This is a genomic window from Marinobacterium mangrovicola, from assembly GCF_004339595.1.
Classification (GTDB): domain Bacteria; phylum Pseudomonadota; class Gammaproteobacteria; order Pseudomonadales; family Balneatricaceae; genus Marinobacterium_D; species Marinobacterium_D mangrovicola.
In genome coordinates this window covers 73,953-91,644 of the sequence record NZ_SMFU01000001.1, presented here as the reverse complement: position 1 = coordinate 91,644, position 17,692 = coordinate 73,953, and the positions used below count along the sequence as shown (strand labels likewise).

16 protein-coding genes are annotated in these 17,692 nt (G+C 59.7%); 12 read left to right on the top strand and 4 right to left on the bottom strand.

Annotation, left to right across the window (positions count from 1 at the left end; all coding sequences use genetic code 11):
- Positions 1-52: 52 nt before the first annotated feature.
- Entirely contained in the window at positions 53-1,072 is a 1,020-nt protein-coding gene (locus CLV83_RS00420; protein ID WP_132285896.1) for a type I glyceraldehyde-3-phosphate dehydrogenase, read from the bottom strand.
- A gap of 82 nt (positions 1,073-1,154) precedes the next feature.
- Positions 1,155-3,149, bottom strand: coding sequence for a transketolase (gene tkt / locus CLV83_RS00415; RefSeq protein WP_132285893.1), 1,995 nt, complete (start codon positions 3,147-3,149; stop codon positions 1,155-1,157).
- Between the two features lie 291 nt (positions 3,150-3,440).
- Between tkt and metK the strand changes: the two genes are divergently transcribed.
- The 10 genes from metK (at position 3,441) to CLV83_RS00365 (ending at position 13,704) form a co-directional block, all read left to right on the top strand.
- Positions 3,441-4,631: a methionine adenosyltransferase gene (metK, locus tag CLV83_RS00410; protein WP_104005156.1), complete on the top strand. Its 1,191-nt coding sequence runs from the start codon at positions 3,441-3,443 to the stop codon at positions 4,629-4,631.
- Positions 4,632-4,763: 132 nt separating this feature from the next.
- Complete coding sequence (locus CLV83_RS00405) at positions 4,764-6,926, top strand: putative bifunctional diguanylate cyclase/phosphodiesterase (RefSeq protein WP_132285890.1); 2,163 nt, start codon at positions 4,764-4,766, stop codon at positions 6,924-6,926.
- A gap of 81 nt (positions 6,927-7,007) precedes the next feature.
- Positions 7,008-7,736, top strand: coding sequence for a 16S rRNA (uracil(1498)-N(3))-methyltransferase (locus CLV83_RS00400; RefSeq protein ID WP_132285887.1), 729 nt, complete (start codon positions 7,008-7,010; stop codon positions 7,734-7,736).
- A 40-nt stretch (positions 7,737-7,776) separates the two neighbouring features.
- The gene (gshB, locus tag CLV83_RS00395; RefSeq protein ID WP_132285884.1) at positions 7,777-8,730 is read left to right on the top strand and encodes a glutathione synthase; all 954 of its coding nucleotides are present in this window, start codon (positions 7,777-7,779) and stop codon (positions 8,728-8,730) included.
- 4 nt (positions 8,731-8,734) lie between these two features.
- On the top strand, positions 8,735-9,697 hold the full coding sequence (locus CLV83_RS00390) for an energy transducer TonB (protein WP_132285880.1): 963 nt from the start codon (positions 8,735-8,737) through the stop codon (positions 9,695-9,697).
- A gap of 131 nt (positions 9,698-9,828) precedes the next feature.
- Complete coding sequence (locus CLV83_RS00385) at positions 9,829-10,395, top strand: YqgE/AlgH family protein (RefSeq protein WP_132285877.1); 567 nt, start codon at positions 9,829-9,831, stop codon at positions 10,393-10,395.
- Between the two features lie 16 nt (positions 10,396-10,411).
- On the top strand, positions 10,412-10,888 hold the full coding sequence (ruvX, locus tag CLV83_RS00380; RefSeq protein WP_132285874.1) for a Holliday junction resolvase RuvX: 477 nt from the start codon (positions 10,412-10,414) through the stop codon (positions 10,886-10,888).
- A complete protein-coding gene (gene pyrR, locus CLV83_RS00375; RefSeq protein WP_132285871.1) occupies positions 10,869-11,378 on the top strand; it encodes a bifunctional pyr operon transcriptional regulator/uracil phosphoribosyltransferase PyrR in 510 nt (169 codons plus the stop codon). Before ruvX ends, pyrR begins: the two co-directional genes overlap by 20 nt.
- 20 nt (positions 11,379-11,398) lie before the next feature.
- The gene (locus tag CLV83_RS00370) at positions 11,399-12,415 is read left to right on the top strand and encodes an aspartate carbamoyltransferase catalytic subunit (RefSeq protein WP_132285869.1); all 1,017 of its coding nucleotides are present in this window, start codon (positions 11,399-11,401) and stop codon (positions 12,413-12,415) included.
- Between the two features lie 14 nt (positions 12,416-12,429).
- A complete protein-coding gene (locus CLV83_RS00365) occupies positions 12,430-13,704 on the top strand; it encodes a dihydroorotase (protein WP_132285866.1) in 1,275 nt (424 codons plus the stop codon).
- A gap of 79 nt (positions 13,705-13,783) precedes the next feature.
- On the opposite strand, the gene CLV83_RS00360 is transcribed toward CLV83_RS00365, so the two are convergent.
- Both CLV83_RS00360 and CLV83_RS00355 read right to left on the bottom strand, forming a co-directional pair.
- Positions 13,784-14,947: a PilT/PilU family type 4a pilus ATPase gene (locus CLV83_RS00360; protein ID WP_132285863.1), complete on the bottom strand. Its 1,164-nt coding sequence runs from the start codon at positions 14,945-14,947 to the stop codon at positions 13,784-13,786.
- 21 nt (positions 14,948-14,968) lie between these two features.
- The gene (locus CLV83_RS00355; protein ID WP_132285860.1) at positions 14,969-16,003 is read right to left on the bottom strand and encodes a type IV pilus twitching motility protein PilT; all 1,035 of its coding nucleotides are present in this window, start codon (positions 16,001-16,003) and stop codon (positions 14,969-14,971) included.
- An 81-nt stretch (positions 16,004-16,084) separates the two neighbouring features.
- Here CLV83_RS00355 and CLV83_RS00350 point away from each other — a divergent pair, with 81 nt between their 5' ends.
- Together CLV83_RS00350 and proC are read left to right on the top strand one after the other, a co-directional pair.
- The gene (locus tag CLV83_RS00350) at positions 16,085-16,795 is read left to right on the top strand and encodes a YggS family pyridoxal phosphate-dependent enzyme (protein WP_132285857.1); all 711 of its coding nucleotides are present in this window, start codon (positions 16,085-16,087) and stop codon (positions 16,793-16,795) included.
- Positions 16,796-16,811: 16 nt separating this feature from the next.
- The gene (proC, locus tag CLV83_RS00345) at positions 16,812-17,639 is read left to right on the top strand and encodes a pyrroline-5-carboxylate reductase (protein ID WP_132285854.1); all 828 of its coding nucleotides are present in this window, start codon (positions 16,812-16,814) and stop codon (positions 17,637-17,639) included.
- Positions 17,640-17,692: the final 53 nt, after the last annotated feature.

Here is a 17,692-nt window from a genome sequence, read left to right as displayed (position 1 = left end):
ATCTTATTTATGGTGTTCTATTTTTTATCGATCGCCTGAGCCGCCAAGCAACTCAACGCAGATCCATCCAGTGTTGCGCCACGTCGAGCATGCGGTTGGCAAAAGCCCACTCATTGTCGAACCAGCATAGCAGCTTCAGCATCCGCCCTCCGGCCAGGCTGGTCTGGGTACTATCGACCACTCCCGAGCGCGGATCGCGATTGAAATCCACCGAGGCGTGCGGCTCGTCCGTGTAGCCCAGTATCCCTGCCAGCGGCCCTTCCCGGGTGGCGCTGCGCAGCATGTTATTAACCTCATCCACCGTGGTATCGCGCTTCAGGTTGATCGACATGTCCATCAGCGAAACATTGATCGTCGGCACCCGCACATGGCGACAGCTGAAACGCCCCGCCAGATGCGGCAGCAGACGGTCAATCCCCCGGTCCAGACCGGTATCCACGGGTATGATCGACTGCAACGCACTGCGCGTCAGGCGCAGATCGGTACGATGGTAGGCATCGATTACCGGCTGGTCGTTCATAGCCGAGTGGATCGTCGTGGTCAGACCGTGCTCGATACCGAAGTGGCGATCCAGCAGGTCCAGCACCGGAATCACGCAGTTGGTGGTGCAGGATGCGGCCGAGATGATGCGGTGCTCCGCCTTCAGCGTGTTCTGGTTAACCCCGAACACCACGGTGGCATCCACCTCCGGCAGTGCCGGCTGGGAAAACAGCAGCCGGCCGGCGCCGGCCGACAGATGCTGTTCCGCCACTTCGCGGCTTTTAAATGAACCTGAGCACTCCAGAATCAGATCGATGCCGAGTTCATCCCAGGGCAGCTCGCGGGGATCCTCATAACTGAGCACGCGAATGCGATCTTCACCGATCAGCAGATAATCGCCATCCCTGTCCACGGGCAGCGGAAAGCGTCCGTGGGTGGTGTCATAGCGGGTCAGATAAGCCAGAGTTTCGATATCGGACAGCTCGTTAAGCGCAACCACCTCAAACCGGTCGGTCATACCGCGCTCATAGAGGGCGCGCAGCACACATTGCCCGATTCGACCATAGCCATTAATCGCTACTCGATACGCCATCGATACCTTTACCGAATGATAGAAGACAGAACGTAAAACGGGGCGGCCCATCCATTCAGGGAAGGACTACCCCGCCTACCGATCAGATCAGAGCCTTAGCCTTGGCAATCACCTTCTCAACGGTGAAGCCGAAGTGCTTGAACAGCTCACCGGCGGGCGCCGACTCACCGAAGCTGCGCATCGCGATGATGGCGCCATCCAGGCCCACGTACTTGTACCAGAAGTCGGCATGAGCCGCTTCGATAGCCACACGGGCGGTAACGGACGGCGGCAGCACGCTGTCGCGGTAGCTCTTGTCCTGAGCGTCGAAACGCTCGGTGCACGGCATGGAAACCACGCGTACACGACGTTTCTCGGCGCGCAGGGCTTCAGCGGAATCCATCGCCAGACCCACTTCAGAACCGGTAGCGATCAGGATCACTTCCGGCTCGCCTTCGCAGTCGCTGAGCACGTAACCACCACGCAGGACGTCGTCGAACTGCTCTTCGCTGCGCGGCTGTGCCGGCAGTCCCTGACGGGAGAAGATCAGCGCACTCGGACCATCTTCACGCATCAGCGCGGATTTCCAGGCGATGGCGGATTCCACTGCATCGCAGGGGCGCCAGGTGTTCATGTTCGGGGTAGAACGCAGGTTGGCGATCTGTTCGATCGGCTGGTGAGTCGGACCATCTTCTCCCAGACCGATGGAGTCGTGGGTGTAAACGAAGATAGAACGCTGCTTCATCAGCGCCGCCATGCGCACCGCGTTACGGGCGTATTCCATGAACACCAGGAAGGTCGCACCGTAAGGGATAAAGCCGCCGTGCAGGGCGATACCGTTCATGATGGCGCTCATACCGAATTCGCGCACACCGTAGAACAGGTAGTTGCCGCTGGCATCTTCGCGGGTCACGCCCTTGGCGCCGGACCAGAGAGTCAGGTTTGAACCGGCCAGGTCAGCAGAGCCGCCCAGCAGTTCCGGCAACATCGGGCCGAATGCGTTCAGTGAGTTCTGGGACGCCTTACGGGAAGCGATGTTCTCACCCTTGTCGGCCACTTCCTTGATCCAGGCATCGGCCTTCTGAACAAAGTCGTGCGGCAGATCGCCAGAGAGACGGCGCAGCAGTTCGTCAGCCAGCTCAGGGAAGGCTGAACGGTAAGCTGCCAGGCGCTCGTTCCACTCGTTTTCATCCTGGGAGCCTGTTTCTTTGGCGCTCCACTCGGCATAGATCTCTTCCGGCACTTCGAACGCCGGGTAGTCCCAGTTCAGTTCTTTGCGTGCCAGTACAATCTCATCGTCACCCAACGGCGCACCGTGGCAATCTTCCTTGCCCTGCTTGTTCGGAGAACCGAAGCCGATGATGGTCTTGCAGCAGATCAGGGTCGGCTTATCGCTCTCTTCGCGGGCCTGTTCGATGGCATCACGGATCTGATCCGGGTTGTGACCGTCGATACCGCGGATCACCTGCCAGCCGTAAGCTTCAAAGCGGGCCGGGGTGTCGTCAGTGAACCAGCCTTCGACTTCGCCGTCGATGGAGATGCCGTTGTCATCCCAGAAGGCGATAAGCTTGCCAAGACCCAGAGTGCCTGCCAGAGAGCACGCCTCGTGGGAGATACCTTCCATCAGGCAGCCATCACCCATGAACGCGTAGGTGTGGTGATCGATGATCTCATGACCTTCGCGGTTGAACTGGCCTGCCAGAACCTTCTCGGCAATCGCCATACCTACCGCGTTGGTGATGCCCTGACCCAGCGGGCCGGTGGTGGTCTCAACGCCCGGGCAGTAACCCAGCTCCGGATGGCCGGCAGTTTTGCTGTCGAGCTGACGGAAGTTTTTGATATCGTCGATGGAGACGTCGTAGCCGCTCAGGTGCAGCAGGGAGTAGAGCAGCATCGAGCCGTGACCGTTGGACAGTACGAAGCGGTCGCGGTCGAACCAGTGCGGATTACTCGGATTGTGCTTGAGAAAGTCGTTCCACAGCACTTCGGCGATATCCGCCATGCCCATCGGGGCGCCGGGGTGACCGGACTTGGCTTTCTGAACGGCATCCATGCTCAACGCACGAATCGCGTTGGCAAGTTCTCGACGAGAGGACATTCACTCTACTCCTGGGTCTGGCCCAATTTGCGGATTAGCGGCTAAGAAGCTCGAATTTTGGAAGCGCAATTTTCGCGCAGATGACTCCGAGCTTCAAATCCAATTGCCACAATTTGAGCCAAATTCATGCCGATACAGCAAAATTTTCACGCCCGGCTCACCGAGAGCCCATGCAATAACGCTGTCAGACCGCTAAAATGTCCGTTTTCGGGTGGCCCAACAAAACCCGGGCGCCCCGCCTCCAGTTAATTGTTTTATCCGTTTCACTGCCTTGAAGGATTGCGCGTACCGATGAGCGAATACAGCCTGTTTACCTCCGAGTCCGTCTCCGAGGGCCACCCGGACAAAATCGCCGACCAGATTTCAGACGCCGTCCTCGATGCGATCATCGCCGAGGACAAACTGGCCCGCGTAGCCTGCGAAACCATGGTCAAAACCGGCGTCGCCATCGTCTCCGGCGAGATCAGCACCAGCGCCTGGATCGACCTGGAAAAACTGGTGCGCGATGTGATCTGCGACATCGGCTACACCTCTTCCAACGTCGGTTACGACGGCGAAACCTGTGGCGTCATCAACATCATCGGCAAGCAGTCGGTGGATATCGCCCAGGGCGTTGATCGCAGCAGACCCGAAGATCAGGGCGCCGGCGACCAGGGCCTGATGTTCGGCTACGCTTCCAACGAGACCGAAGTGCTGATGCCGGCACCGATCACCTTCTCTCACCGTCTGGTTGAGCGTCAGGCGGAAGCGCGCCGCTCAGGCCTGCTGCCCTGGCTGCGCCCGGATGCCAAGTCCCAGGTGACCTGCCGCTACGAAAACGGCAAGCCGGTGGCGATTGATGCCGTGGTACTGTCCACCCAGCACAACCCGGACGTATCCCAGGCGGACCTGCACGAAGCGGTTCAGGAGCTGATCATCAAGCATGTGCTGCCAGCAGAACTGCTGCACAAGGACACCCAGTACCACATCAACCCCACCGGTACCTTCGTTATCGGCGGCCCGGTGGGCGACTGCGGTCTGACCGGCCGTAAGATCATCGTTGATACCTACGGCGGCATGGCCCGTCACGGTGGCGGCGCATTCTCAGGCAAAGACCCCTCCAAGGTGGACCGCTCCGCCGCCTACGCCGGTCGCTACGTAGCCAAGAACATCGTCGCGGCAGGCCTCGCCGATCGTTGTGAGATCCAGGTTTCCTACGCCATCGGTGTTGCCGAGCCGACCTCCGTGTCGATCAACACCTTCGGTACCGGCAAGATCGCCGAGCATAAGATCATTGAACTGGTGCGCGATAATTTCGATCTGCGCCCCTATGCGATTACTCGCATGCTCGACCTGCTGCACCCGATGTACAAACAGACCGCCGCCTATGGCCATTTCGGTCGCCAGCCCTATGAAATGACGGTCGGTGACGACACTTTCACCGCCTTCCCCTGGGAAAAAACCGACAAGGCCGACGCATTGCGCGAAGCCGCTGGTCTCTGATCTCAATTAGATCTAGACTGCGAAATGAAGCCCGGCCAAAAGCCGGGCTTTTTCATCTGAGAACAACAAGATAGCTGCCCATAACGGGCAATATGGAGAGCCACTCCAAAAGGGACCAGGATCCAGCAGAACATGCAGCCAAAGGAGCCAACCTCAACACTGAGCAACCTCAGCATCCGCCGCAAATTGCTGTTGATGGTCACGCTCTCGCTTTTCTGCATTCTTGCCACCGCCCTGCTCGCTGCTTTCCTGCATCATAACGACCTGATCGATGCCCGCAAGCGCGAGGTGCGCAGTATTGTCGAAGTGGTCGGCGGCCAGCTTAACGAGCTCTATGCCCAGCATCAGAACGGCAATATCGACCAAACCCAGCTGCTTGAGCGCGCCCACCAGCTGCTCGATCCAGCCCGCTATCGCCATAACAACTACCTTTTCCTGCTCACCGACGAAGGCAGGATGCTGATCAACGTAGGTCGCCCTACGCTGGAGGGCCAGAGCTTCTCCGACCTGCGTGACGGCGATGGCAACCCGGTCATACCGGGACTGCTACAGGCGATCGCCGAAAACGATCAAACCTTCTGGCGTTATCGCTGGGCCCAGCTCGATCAGTCCGGCAACCTCACGCCCGCGACCGACAAGCTCAGCTATTTCATGCGCATCAGTGACAGCAACTGGCTGCTCGGATCCGGCGTTCACCTGGACGATATCCAGTCTCAGCTGTTCTCACGCCTGCTCAGCCTGGCCATTATGACCCTGGCCCTGCTACTGGCCACGCTGCTGGTAGCGCTGACCATTAGCCGCAATATCGCCAACCCGCTACGACGTTTGGCCCAAGCCACGCTGGAAATCACCAATTCCCGTCTCGGCATCGAGGTGGAAGATAGCCGCCGCCAGGACGAGATCGGCGCTCTTGCCCGCGCTATTCAACAGCTGCGCGACCACGCCCAGGAAAACCGGCGTCTGCGAAATCTCAGCGAACACGCCCGCTTCCTGGAAGAGTTCGACCCCGTGACCCGGCTTTACAATCGTCAGTCGCTGGGCGAGGCGCTGGAGCGTGAGATCACCCGTCAGCAGCGACAGCACAACCGCCTCGCAGTGCTGGTGATTCGCCTGGTGCTGCTGCGCGACATTACTACCCGCTGGGGGCCGGAATGCGGCAACCAGGTACTGCGCACTATCGTCGACCGGCTGCGCAAACACCTGCGCGTCGATGATATTCTCGGTCGCCACGGCGAAGATACTCTCACCCTGGTGCGCCCCGAGGCCGGCGATAATGACGCCATCCGTAAACTGATGCGCGAGCTGCTGGAGGTCATCTCCGCACCGATCACCATCGATGACCAGCCGTTCAACCTGCAGGGTCGCATCGGTGTCAGCCTCTACCCCGAGGATGGCGAGCAGGAATTCCAGCTTGTCGGCCGCGCCGAAGAAGCGCTGCGCGCCGCACGCCGAGCAGAGCGCGACTGGTACTGGTTCAATAATCTGGCCAGCGCGCCGGTGGATCAACGCCTGGGACTCTGGCAGGAGATCCAGGTGGCCATGGCTGAAAACCAGTTCTACCTGGTCTTTCAGCCGGTGTTCGATCTCGCCAGCAACCAACCCAACTCAGCCGAAGTGCTGCTGCGCTGGCGACATCCCGAGAAAGGACAGATATCGCCGGCGGTCTTCATCCCCTTTGCGGAACAGACCGGGCTGGTTAAACGGATCGACGAGTGGGTACTCCAGGCTGTGGCGAAGCAGCTGCGCAGCTGGAACGACCAGGGGCTGGCGATGCCGCTGCTGGCGATCAACCTGTCCGGCATCAGCTTCCTGCGTGCCGATCTTGAACAGCATCTTCGCAACACCTTCAGCGGCGATACCCACCTGCTTTCACACCTGGTGCTGGAGCTGACCGAAGGCGTTCTGATCGAGGATATGGACCGCATTCAACTGCAGGTCGAACAGGTACGCCAGTTGGGCCTCAAGGTGGCCATCGATGACTTCGGCACCGGCTACTCCTCCTTGAGCCGGATCCGCAACCTGCCGATCGACCACATCAAGATCGACCAGAGCTTTATCGAGGATATCGTCTCCAATCCGCAGTGCACCAAGATCGTCGAGGCGATCATGCTGATGGCCCACGGCCTGCGTCTGCAGGTGATCGCCGAGGGTGTAGAGCATGAGGACCAACTGCATCTGCTGCGCCAGCTGGGCTGTGACCTGGTACAGGGTTACCTGCTCAGCCATCCGCTGGAGCAGGCAGCATTCGAGGCGATGCTGCAGCAGGATCTGGAGATAGATCTGGAGATAGACTGACAGCACAGAGCTTATTTCAGGGGCTCTGCAACGGCTCCGTCTATGGCATAATCCCCACTATTTGCAGGTAACGAACTGACTATGCGAGTCCCCCGCGTCTATCTCGATCTGCCACTGAGCGAAGGCGCCCGTATCGAGCTGGATGAGAATGCCTTCAACCACTGCGTCAAGGTGCTGCGCCTGGCCGAGGGTGCGCCGCTGGTACTGTTCAACGGTGATGGCCTCGAATATCCCGCCGAACTCTGTGACGTGGCGAAAAAAAGAGCCTCTGCTCAGATCGGTGCGCCGCTGGATCCGGGCCGTGAGTCACCACTGACGATTCAGGTCGGCCAGGCGATCTCCCGTGGTGAGCGCATGGACTACGCGATTCAGAAGAGCAGTGAGCTCGGCATTTCACGTATCCAGCCGCTGTTTACCGAACGCTGCGAGGTCCGCCTCAACAATCAACGCCAGGAAAAGCGCCAGCGCCACTGGCAGCAGGTAGCGATCAGCGCCTGTGAACAAAGCCAGCGCGGCCGGGTCCCCGTTATAGAGGAGCCCTGCGCCCTCGGCGAGTGGATCGGCCAGGTCGATGCGGAACTCAAGCTGGTGATGCACCATCATACCGCTCAACCCCTGGCCTCTATCGAGCCACCAAAATCCGTGGCCCTGTTGATCGGACCTGAGGGCGGCCTCACAGAGGAAGAGGTGGAGCAGGCGATCGCTGCCGGTTTCCAGCCCGTGGCCTTCGGCCCCAGGGTAATGCGTACGGAAACCGCCCCCGTTGCCGCCGCCGCCATATTGCAGTATCTATGGGGCGACCTCGGCTAACCGGCCCAGTCGCTCCGTTCAGGACAGACAGGAATTTCAGATGACCATAAAAGTCGGCATCGTGATGGACCCCATTGAGTCGATCACCTTCAAGAAAGACACCTCACTGGGGCTGCTGCATGCCGCGCAGCGAAAGGGCTGGGAACTGCACTACATGGAGCAGAGCCACCTGTTCAGCCGCGATGGTGTCGCCCAAGCGAAAATGGCACCACTCAAGGTCGCTATGGATCCGGATAACTGGTTTGAACGCGGCGAGTACGCCATCCGCCCGCTGGCCGACCTGGACGTGATCCTGATGCGCCAGGACCCGCCCTTCACCAACGAGTTTCTTTACACCACTCACCTGCTCGCCATGGCCGAGCGCGAAGGTGTGCTGGTGGTCAACCGCACCCAGTCGGTGCGTGACTGCAACGAAAAACTGTTCGCTACCCAGTTCCCGCAGTGCTGCCCGCCGGTGCTGGTGACCCGCGATGCCCAGCTGCTGCGAGACTTCCATGCCGAACACCAGGACGTCATTTTCAAGCCGCTGGATGGCATGGGCGGCTCATCGATCTTCCGCATCAAAGAAGATGGCGTGAACCTGGGCGTGATCATCGAGACCCTGACCGAGCACGGCCAGCAGACCATCATGGCGCAGAAGTATCTGCCGGAGATCAAGGATGGCGACAAGCGTATTCTGATGATCAACGGCGAACCGGTGCCTTATGCCCTGGCCCGCATCCCCTCTGCCGGTGAAACCCGTGGTAACCTGGCGGCCGGTGGCCGCGGCGAAGGCCGCCCGCTGAGTGACCGCGACCGCTGGATCTGTGAACAGGTAGGACCCACGCTGAAAGAGAAAGGATTGTTCTTCGTCGGTCTCGACGTGATCGGCGACTATCTCACCGAGATCAATGTCACCAGCCCGACCTGCCTGCGAGAACTGGATAATCAGTTCGGCCTGGATATCGGCATGCAGCTGATGGACTGTATCGAACAAACGCTGGGCCAGAACTAACGGCATGAAACTGCGGCAGGTATTGCAAGACGATAACGACTGGCGCCATCTCAGTAAGGAGCGCTTCGGCCTCCTGCTGTTCCTGGCAGCAGCCTGTCACGGCATTTTGCTGTTGATGCTCAGCTTCGACTTTCCTGACCCTCCGCCGCCGCCCCAGACTCTGGATATCACGCTGGCGCAGTATGAGCAGGAGGAAGCACCTGAAGACGCTGACTTCATCGCCCAGTCCAACCAGCAGGGCAGCGGCAGCAGCGAAGAGAAGGCGGTACCCTCCTCTCCTGACGAAGCCAGCTTCACCAGCGAGACTCCCAGACCGCAGTCGGCCCAGGCTGCGCCCACGCCGCCTTCGCCCGACCCTGAGCCAGTGAAACCAACCCCGCCAACGCCGGAACCACCGGCACAGCAAGCCCGGCCACAATCGCAAAGCGGCGAAACTGAGGTGGTTACCACCCAGGCCGAGACTCAGCCGCAGGCGGCAGACACTCAGGAACAGACCGCGGCGTCGAAACCTCAGCCGACACGCGGTACATCGACCTCACTGCTGGCTCGCAGCCTGGAGATCGCCAGCCTGCAGGCGCAGCTTGAGAACGAGCGCAAAGCCTATGCCAAGCGCCCCCGGGTTCTGCGCCTGACCGCCGCATCCACCATGTCCCACGAGGACGCCCGCTATCTGGATAACTGGCGCCGCAAAATCGAGAACGTGGGCAACCTGAACTATCCGGAGCAAGCCCGACGTAACAAGATCTACGGCATCTTAAGGGTGTTGGTGGAGATCCTGCCGGATGGCAGCGTCGACCGCATTCAGATCCTGGAATCCTCCGGCCACGCCATTCTCGACGATGCCGCTGTGCGTATCGTGCAGCTCGCCGCTCCCTTCCAGCCCTTCCCGGTGGAGATGCGCAAACGCGCTGACAAACTGGCTGTCATCCGTACCTGGAAATTTGAGAAACAGGCCCAGGTGTACTAATTTTTTATAGGTACTACGCTCAGGTTTGGGCCTTCCGGCCCCGCCCGCTCTATGTGCGTAGCGGCTTTGAAGATTTAAAAAGTTTCTTTAGGTTTGCGGTACCCCATTCAACCCAACCGGCAGCCCAGTTTATGGCCGTACCCACCCGTCTACGAAACCAGTTTCTGCTGTCCATGCCACACCTGGACGATCCCAACTTTGCCCAAACGCTGACCTACATCTGCGAGCACGGCGACTACGGCGCCTTGGGACTGGTGATCAATCGCTGCAGCGGTTTGCAGCTGCCAGACCTGCTCAACCATCTCGGCCTGCCCACCGGACCCGCTGCGCTGGCACAGCACCCGGTTTACGATGGCGGCCCGGTGCACCAGGATCGGGGCTTTGTCCTGCACCCGCACAGTGCCGGTACCTGGTTAAACACCCAGGAGATCACCGACGAAATCAGCGTTACCAGCTCCCTCGATATCCTCGAAGCGATCGCCGCCAACCAGGGCCCGGACGAATTTATTGTCACTCTGGGTTACGCCGGCTGGGGTCCAGGTCAACTGGAGGAGGAATTGAGCAACAACCTCTGGTTAAGCTGCCCCTTCAATTTCGATATAATATTTCGGATGCCAGCCGAGGAGCGGCTCAACGCTGCGGCATCCATGCTCGGAATCAATCTGAATCTACTGACGGCTCACGCCGGTCATGCCTGAACACATATAAGCATTCATGAGCACAGACAATCAGCAGGTGATGGGCTTCGACTTTGGCAGCGGCCGCATCGGCGTGGCCATCGGCCAGACAATCACCGCCACAGCTTCGCCACTGGACCCCCTGACCGCCCGCGACGGTAAACCCGACTGGCAGGCACTGGATAACCTGATCGCCGACTGGCAACCCAGTACTCTAGTGGTTGGTCTGCCGCTGAATATGGACGGCAGTATCAGCGATATGGCCCGCCGCGCGCGCAAGTTCGCCAACCGCATCCAGGACCGTTACCAACTCCCCTGCTTTCTGATCGACGAGCGTCTCACCACCGCCGAAGCCAAACGCATACATCTCGAGGCCGGCGGCGGCACCAATTTCAAACAGGAGTCCGTGGACGGCATCGCCGCCCGCCTGCTGCTGGAAGACTGGTTCGCCAGTGATACCCGTATACCGAGTCATACCCGACTGGAGGACCTCTATGTTATCGGGAACCCTTAGCGTTGAAGCCCTGCTGGAGAAGATCAGCGGCGAAACGCGTGCTCAGATTATTCAACGTGAAATCAAAGACCCGCTGATGATCGGCATCCGCACCGGTGGTGCCTGGATCGCCGAGCGGCTGCACCAGGATCTCGACATCGAAACGCCGCTGGGCGTGCTGGATATCTCCTTCTACCGCGATGACTTCACTCAGGTCGGCCTGAACCCCAAGGTTCAGCCTTCCCAGCTTCCCTGCCCGGTGGAAGGCCGCCATATTCTGCTGGTTGACGACGTCGTCATGACTGGCCGCACGATTCGCGCCGCCCTGAATGAGCTGTTCGACTACGGCCGCCCCGCCTCGGTAATGCTGATTACGCTGCTGGATCTGCAGCGCCGCGAACTGCCGATCCAGGCCGATGTGGTCGGCGGCACCCTGGCCCTTGGGCCAGACCAGTCGATCAAACTGAGCGGCCCCGATCCCCTTACCCTGACCATTCGCCAGCGCGACTGACTTTAAGCCGGGAAAAGACCATGTCCGAACCGATCAACCGATGCCCGATCCAGCTGACCGAAAACGGCCAGTTACGCCATTTTCTGACCACCGAAGGGCTGCCGAAAGAGCTGCTGACCGAGATCCTCGATACCGCCGACTCCTTCGTCGACATGAGCGCCCAGCAGGTTAAAAAGGTACCGCTGCTGCGCGGTAAAACCGTGGTGAACCTGTTTTTCGAGGCCAGCACCCGAACCCTGTCCACGTTCGAGCTGGCCGCCAAGCGCCTCTCCGCCGACGTGCTCAACCTGAACATCAGCACCTCATCCACCAAGAAGGGTGAAACCCTGAAGGATACGCTGATGACCATGCGCGCCATGCATTCGGACATGTTCGTGGTGCGTCATTCCGACTCTGGAGCTGCGCACTTTATCGCCGAACAGGTCACGCCTGATGTGGCGGTGATCAACGCTGGCGATGGCCGTCATGCGCACCCGACCCAGGCGATGCTGGATATGCTCACCATTCGCCGCCACAAGGGCCAGTTCGAAGGACTCAAGGTTGCCATCGTCGGTGACATTCTGCACTCCCGGGTAGCGCGCTCGCAGATCCACGCGCTGCGTATCCTCGGTGCCGAAGAGATCCGCGTTATTGCGCCGCAGACACTGCTGCCGCGTCATATCGAATCCCTTGGCGCCAGGGTCTACACCGATATGAACTCCGGCCTGCGCGACGTGGATGTGGTGATGATGTTGCGTCTGCAGAAAGAGCGTATGGACAGCGCCTTGCTGCCGAGCGAGTCCGAGTTCTACAAGCTGTACGGCCTCACCCGCGACAAACTGGCCTTCGCCAAGCCGGATGCCATCGTCATGCATCCGGGCCCGATCAACCGTGGCGTGGAGATCGAATCCGCCGTGGCGGACGGAGAGCGTTCGGTGATTCTGGACCAGGTCACCAACGGCATCGCCGTGCGCATGGCGGTGATGTCCATGGCGATGAGTGGCCAGCTCGCCGAGAAAAACCGTGCCCAGCCGGATATCGACAACCTCAACCTTTAAGGACCGAACAGCGCATGAACATTCTTATTCGGGGTGGCCGGCTGATCGATCCGGCCCAGCAACTGGACCAGATAGGTAACCTCTATATTCGCGGCGAAGAGATTCTCGCCATCGACGAAGTACCGGAGGGCTTTGAAGCCGAGGAAGTGATCGAGGCCGAAGGCCTGGTGGTTTGCCCCGGCTTTATTGACCTTTGCGCCCACGTCCGCGAACCGGGTTATACCCAGAAAGGCAATATCGCCAGCGAAACTGCCGCAGCGGCGGCCGGCGGCATCACCACGCTCGTGACTCCGCCCACCACCAAACCGGTGGTCGACACCCCTGCCGTAGCCGAGCTGATTCAGGATCGCGCCGCCGAACAAGGCCTTGCCCGCGTGCTGCCAATGGGCGCTCTGACCCAGGGGCTGGCCGGCGAGCAGCTGGCACCGATGCATGCCCTGGCCAGCTCTGGCTGTATCGCCTTTACCAATACCCGCAAACCGGTAGCCAGTACGCTAGTGCTATTGCGCGCGCTGGAATATGCCGCGACCCATGATCTGCTGGTGATCTTCCAGGCACAGGATCAGTCGTTGAGCGTTAACGGCTGCATGCATGAAGGCGCCACCAGCACGCGCCTGGGCCTGAACGGTATCTCCGAAGCGGCCGAGACCATCGAAGTCTCCCGCTGTCTGATGCTGGTGGAACAGACCGGCGTGCGCGCGCATTTCGGCCAGCTCTCCTGCGAGCGCTCGGTACGCCTGATCGAAGCAGCCCGCGAACGCGGCCTCAACGTCACCGCCGACGTATCGATCCAGAACCTGCTGCTGATCGACGAATCGGTCAGCGGCTTCGACGCCGACTACCACCTGCTGCCACCGCTACGCGGCCAGCTGGACCGTGCCGGCCTGCGTCAGGGCCTGGTCACCGATACGCTGCAGGCGATCTGCTCCGATCATCAGCCCCACGAAGCGATCGCCAAGCAGGCGCCCTTCGCCGCTACAGAGCCGGGCATGAGCAATCTGGAGACCCTGCTTTCCCTGTCGCTACAGCTGGTTGAGGAACAACTGCTGGAGCTTCCCCAGGTGGTTGAAAAGCTGACGTTGGGGCCGGCCAGAATCCTCGGCCTGGATGACGGCACTCTGGAGGTGGGTACTCAGGCGGATATCTGTATCTTCGACCCCAATGAAGAGTGGCGGCTTGAGCCCGCGCAGATGCGCTCGGGCGGACGCAACACACCTTTCGCCGGTAAAACGCTGAAAGGCCGTGTGCAGATTACCCTGCTCGGCGGCGAGATCGTCTTCCGCCGCTAGGACCCTGACGCGCAGGACATAAAGAAAAAGGCCGCTGAAGTTCAGCGGCCTTTTCGTTGGCACTCTCGCAGGGGATTGCTTACATCCCTCTCACATCCGCATCGCCCTGGTAGTTCATGTTGTCTTCCTCATCCTGGAGCGTAAACGACGGCATATCGTCGGTTTCCAGATCCGGGTTGGTATCGGAATTCAGCTTGATCATCAGGCGCAGATCGTTGGCAGAGTCTGCGTGACTGAGAGCGGTCTCGTAAGTGATGATGCCATCCTTGTAGAGGATGTAGAGCGCCTGGTCGAAGGTCTGCATCCCCAGGTTGGTGGACTTCTTCACCACATCCTTGATCTCGTGAACCTCCGCCTTGCGGATCAGATCCTGGATCAGCGGGGTGTTGATCAGCACTTCGATGGCAGCACGGCGGCCCTTGCCATCCACGGTGGGCAGCAGCTGCTGGGCGATGATCGCTTTCAGGTTCAGCGACATATCCATCCAGATCTGATCGTGATGCTCAGGCCCAAAGAAGGAGATGATGCGGTCCAGCGCCTGGTTGGCGTTGTTGGCGTGCAGCGTGGCCAGACAGAGGTGGCCAGTCTCGGCGAACTGCAGTGCATACTTCATGGTATCCGCAGAGCGAATTTCACCCATCAGGATGACGTCAGGCGCCTGACGCAGGGTGTTTTTCAACGCCACTTCAAAGGATTCCGTATCAATACCCACTTCACGCTGGGTGATGATGCTCTTCTTATGCTTGTGGATATATTCGATCGGGTCCTCAATGGTGATGATATGACCCGCATGATGCACGTTGCGGTAGTCGATCATCGACGCCAGCGAGGTGGACTTACCGGTGGAGGTACCACCGACAAACAGGATCAGACCGCGCTTGGTCATCGCCAGATCCTTCAGCACCGGCGGCAGGTTCAGCTCTTCCAGTGACGGGATATAGTCGTTGATCGCACGCAGCACCATTGCCGGTGAGTTGCGCTGCATATACGCGCTGACACGGTAGCGGCCGATACCCGGCGCGCTGATCGCAAAGTTACACTCGCTGGTACCTTCAAACTCGGCCAGCTGTTTATCGTTCATGGTGCTGTAAACCAGCGCCCGCGCCTGTGCCGGTTTAAGGGTTTCGCGGGTCAGAGGCTTGATGGTGCCATCGACCTTGATCGACGGCGCAGCGCCGGCGGTCACGAACAGATCCGATGCCCCGCGCTCCGACATCACTTTCAGCAGTTGCGTAAAATCCACTCTTTATTCTCCTTCAGCGCATCAGAACGAGCTGGGGTTCTTCGCCTTTTCACGCGCGGTTTCGCGCGAAATCAGGCCTTTCTGTGACAGCTCGAGCAGCGACTGATCCAGGGTTTTCATGCCGTAGGCGGCGCCGGTCTGTATCGCTGAGTACATCTGCGCAACCTTGTCCTCACGGATCAGGTTACGGATCGCGGGGGTGCCGATCATAATCTCGTGGGCAGCCACTCGTCCGCCCTTGGGCTTTTTCAGCAGCGTCTGGGAGATAACGCCCTGCAATGATTCCGACAGCATGGAGCGAACCATGTCTTTCTCTTCGGCCGGAAATACGTCGATGATACGGTCGATGGTTTTCGCCGCTGAGGTGGTGTGCAGGGTGCCGAACACCAGGTGACCGGTTTCCGCCGCGGTCAGTGCCAGGCGGATGGTTTCCAGGTCTCGCATCTCACCCACCAGGATCACATCCGGGTCTTCACGCAGCGCCGAACGCAGAGCGTTGGAGAAGCTGTGAGTATCACGGTGCACCTCACGCTGGTTGATCAGGCACTTCTTGCTCTCGTGAACAAATTCGATCGGGTCTTCGATGGTCAGGATGTGGTCGGTACGGGTGTCGTTGACATAGTCCATCATCGCTGCCAGTGTCGTACTCTTACCGGAACCGGTCGGACCGGTCACGAGCACCAGACCACGGGGCTGATCCGACAGGTCACGAAACACCTTGCCCATGCCGAGATCGTCCAGCGTCAGCACCTTGTTGGGTACGGTACGGAACACCGCCGCCGCACCACGGTGCTGGTTGAATGCGTTGACACGGAAACGTGACAGTTTGGGTACTTCGAACGAGAAGTCGGTCTCGTAGTTTTCCTCGTATTCCTTACGCTGCTTGTCGTTCATAATATCGTAGACAAGCGTGTGTACCTGCTTGTGATCCATCGCCGGCAGCTTGATGCGGCGCACGTCACCATCGACACGAATCAACGGCGGCATGCCGGCGGTCAGGTGAAGGTCGGAAGCGCCTTGCTGTACGGCGAAGGCGAGAAGTTCGGTAATATCCATAATGCGGCCCGGGGCTTGTATCTTTAGAGTCCTGTTCTAGCAGAATAGCCCCCACATGCCAATTAGATTGGTCAAAGGCAGATGAATAGTCATATTTCTGATCGAATTCTAACCGTAAACCAGCAGATCGAGAGCGCCTGCAAGCACGCCGGACGCACTCGGGACAGTGTTCAGCTACTGGCGGTTAGCAAAACCCGCTCCGCTGACGAGGTCCGCAGCGCCGTCGCGCAGGGACTCACCCACTTCGGCGAAAACTATCTGCAGGAAGCGCTGGATAAAATCGAGGCACTTTCCGACCTCGAGCTTGAATGGCACTTCATCGGCCCCATCCAATCCAATAAGACACGCCCCATCGCCGAGCATTTCGACTGGGTACACAGCGTCGACCGGCTGAAGATCGGCCAGCGTCTGTCAGAGCAGCGTCCCGAAGGGATGGAACCGCTGAACATCTGCCTGCAGGTGAATATATCCCGGGAGGAGAGCAAGTCCGGCTGCGATCCGAACGAGGCTCCGGCGCTGGCCAAAACATTGAGCGAACTGCCCGGCGTGCGTCTGCGTGGTCTGATGGCCATTCCGGCGGCCACCGATGATCCGGCTGAACAACATCGCGCCTTTGCGGACCTGCGCCAGTTACTGGAGCAGATCTGCAGCGAGCTGCCAGATCTGGACACCCTGTCGATGGGCATGTCCGGCGATCTTATTCCGGCCATCGAAGAGGGCGCCACTATCGTCCGTATCGGCACGGCACTGTTCGGCCCAAGAGCCCCAAAGCCGGCCACAACAACCGACTGACAACCAGGATTTTACCGTGACACAGACTGCAAAAATCGCATTTATCGGCGCCGGCAACATGGCCAGCGCCATTTTCGAAGGCCTGATCGCCAACGGCTACCCGGTCGACCAGATCTGGGTGACGGATCGTAGCGAAGAGAAACTGGCGCCCTACGCCGCCCGTGGCCTCAAAGCCACCACCGACAACGACGAAGCCCTGGCTGCCTGCGATATCGCGGTGCTGGCGGTAAAACCTCAGGTGATGAAAACCGTCGTTGAGGCACACCGCGACGCGATTCAGCAGTACAAACCGCTGCTGGTATCGGTGGCTGCCGGTATCGATGCCGAATCCCTGTCCAACTGGGCCGGTGACGATGTCGCCATCGTACGCTGCATGCCCAATACTCCGGCACTGGTACAGACCGGCGCCAGCGGTCTTTACGCCAACGCCCTGGTCAGTGAGCAGCAGCGCCAGCAGACCGAAGAGATTCTTGCCGCCGTGGGCATCACCCTCTGGGTCGAAAATGAAGCGCAGATTGACGCAGTCACAGCGGTATCGGGCTCAGGACCTGCGTACTATTTCCTGTTTATGGAAGCGATGGCCAAGGCCGGCGAACAGCTGGGTCTGGATGCGGAAACCGCGCTGAAACTCACCCTTCAGACTGCCCTGGGCGCCGCCCGTATGTCTACCCAAAGCGACCTGGCACCGGCCGAGCTGCGCCGCAACGTGACCTCGCCCAAGGGCACCACCGAGCAGGCGATCCTGAGTTTCCAGCAGCAGGGTATCGACGAGATGGTTCTGAAGGCGATGACCGCCTGCCGCGATCGTGCCGAGGCGCTCACCGAAGAGCTCTGCAAGGACTAAGCGTAGAGCGCGCCTCTACAAAGGCTGAGCCGCGGTTCAACCGCCTCTTTGAA

Coding starts and splice junctions, on each gene's coding strand:
- CLV83_RS00385 (WP_132285877.1), top strand. CDS start 9,829: ATGGCCGTACCCACCCGTCTACGAAACCAGTTTCTGCTGTCCATGCCA.
- CLV83_RS00370 (WP_132285869.1), top strand. CDS start 11,399: ATGTCCGAACCGATCAACCGATGCCCGATCCAGCTGACCGAAAACGGC.
- CLV83_RS00350 (WP_132285857.1), top strand. CDS start 16,085: ATGAATAGTCATATTTCTGATCGAATTCTAACCGTAAACCAGCAGATC.
- ruvX (WP_132285874.1), top strand. CDS start 10,412: ATGAGCACAGACAATCAGCAGGTGATGGGCTTCGACTTTGGCAGCGGC.
- pyrR (WP_132285871.1), top strand. CDS start 10,869: ATGTTATCGGGAACCCTTAGCGTTGAAGCCCTGCTGGAGAAGATCAGC.
- CLV83_RS00365 (WP_132285866.1), top strand. CDS start 12,430: ATGAACATTCTTATTCGGGGTGGCCGGCTGATCGATCCGGCCCAGCAA.
- CLV83_RS00400 (WP_132285887.1), top strand. CDS start 7,008: ATGCGAGTCCCCCGCGTCTATCTCGATCTGCCACTGAGCGAAGGCGCC.
- CLV83_RS00390 (WP_132285880.1), top strand. CDS start 8,735: ATGAAACTGCGGCAGGTATTGCAAGACGATAACGACTGGCGCCATCTC.
- tkt (WP_132285893.1), bottom strand. CDS start 3,149: ATGTCCTCTCGTCGAGAACTTGCCAACGCGATTCGTGCGTTGAGCATG.
- metK (WP_104005156.1), top strand. CDS start 3,441: ATGAGCGAATACAGCCTGTTTACCTCCGAGTCCGTCTCCGAGGGCCAC.
- CLV83_RS00420 (WP_132285896.1), bottom strand. CDS start 1,072: ATGGCGTATCGAGTAGCGATTAATGGCTATGGTCGAATCGGGCAATGT.
- gshB (WP_132285884.1), top strand. CDS start 7,777: ATGACCATAAAAGTCGGCATCGTGATGGACCCCATTGAGTCGATCACC.
- CLV83_RS00405 (WP_132285890.1), top strand. CDS start 4,764: ATGCAGCCAAAGGAGCCAACCTCAACACTGAGCAACCTCAGCATCCGC.
- CLV83_RS00355 (WP_132285860.1), bottom strand. CDS start 16,003: ATGGATATTACCGAACTTCTCGCCTTCGCCGTACAGCAAGGCGCTTCC.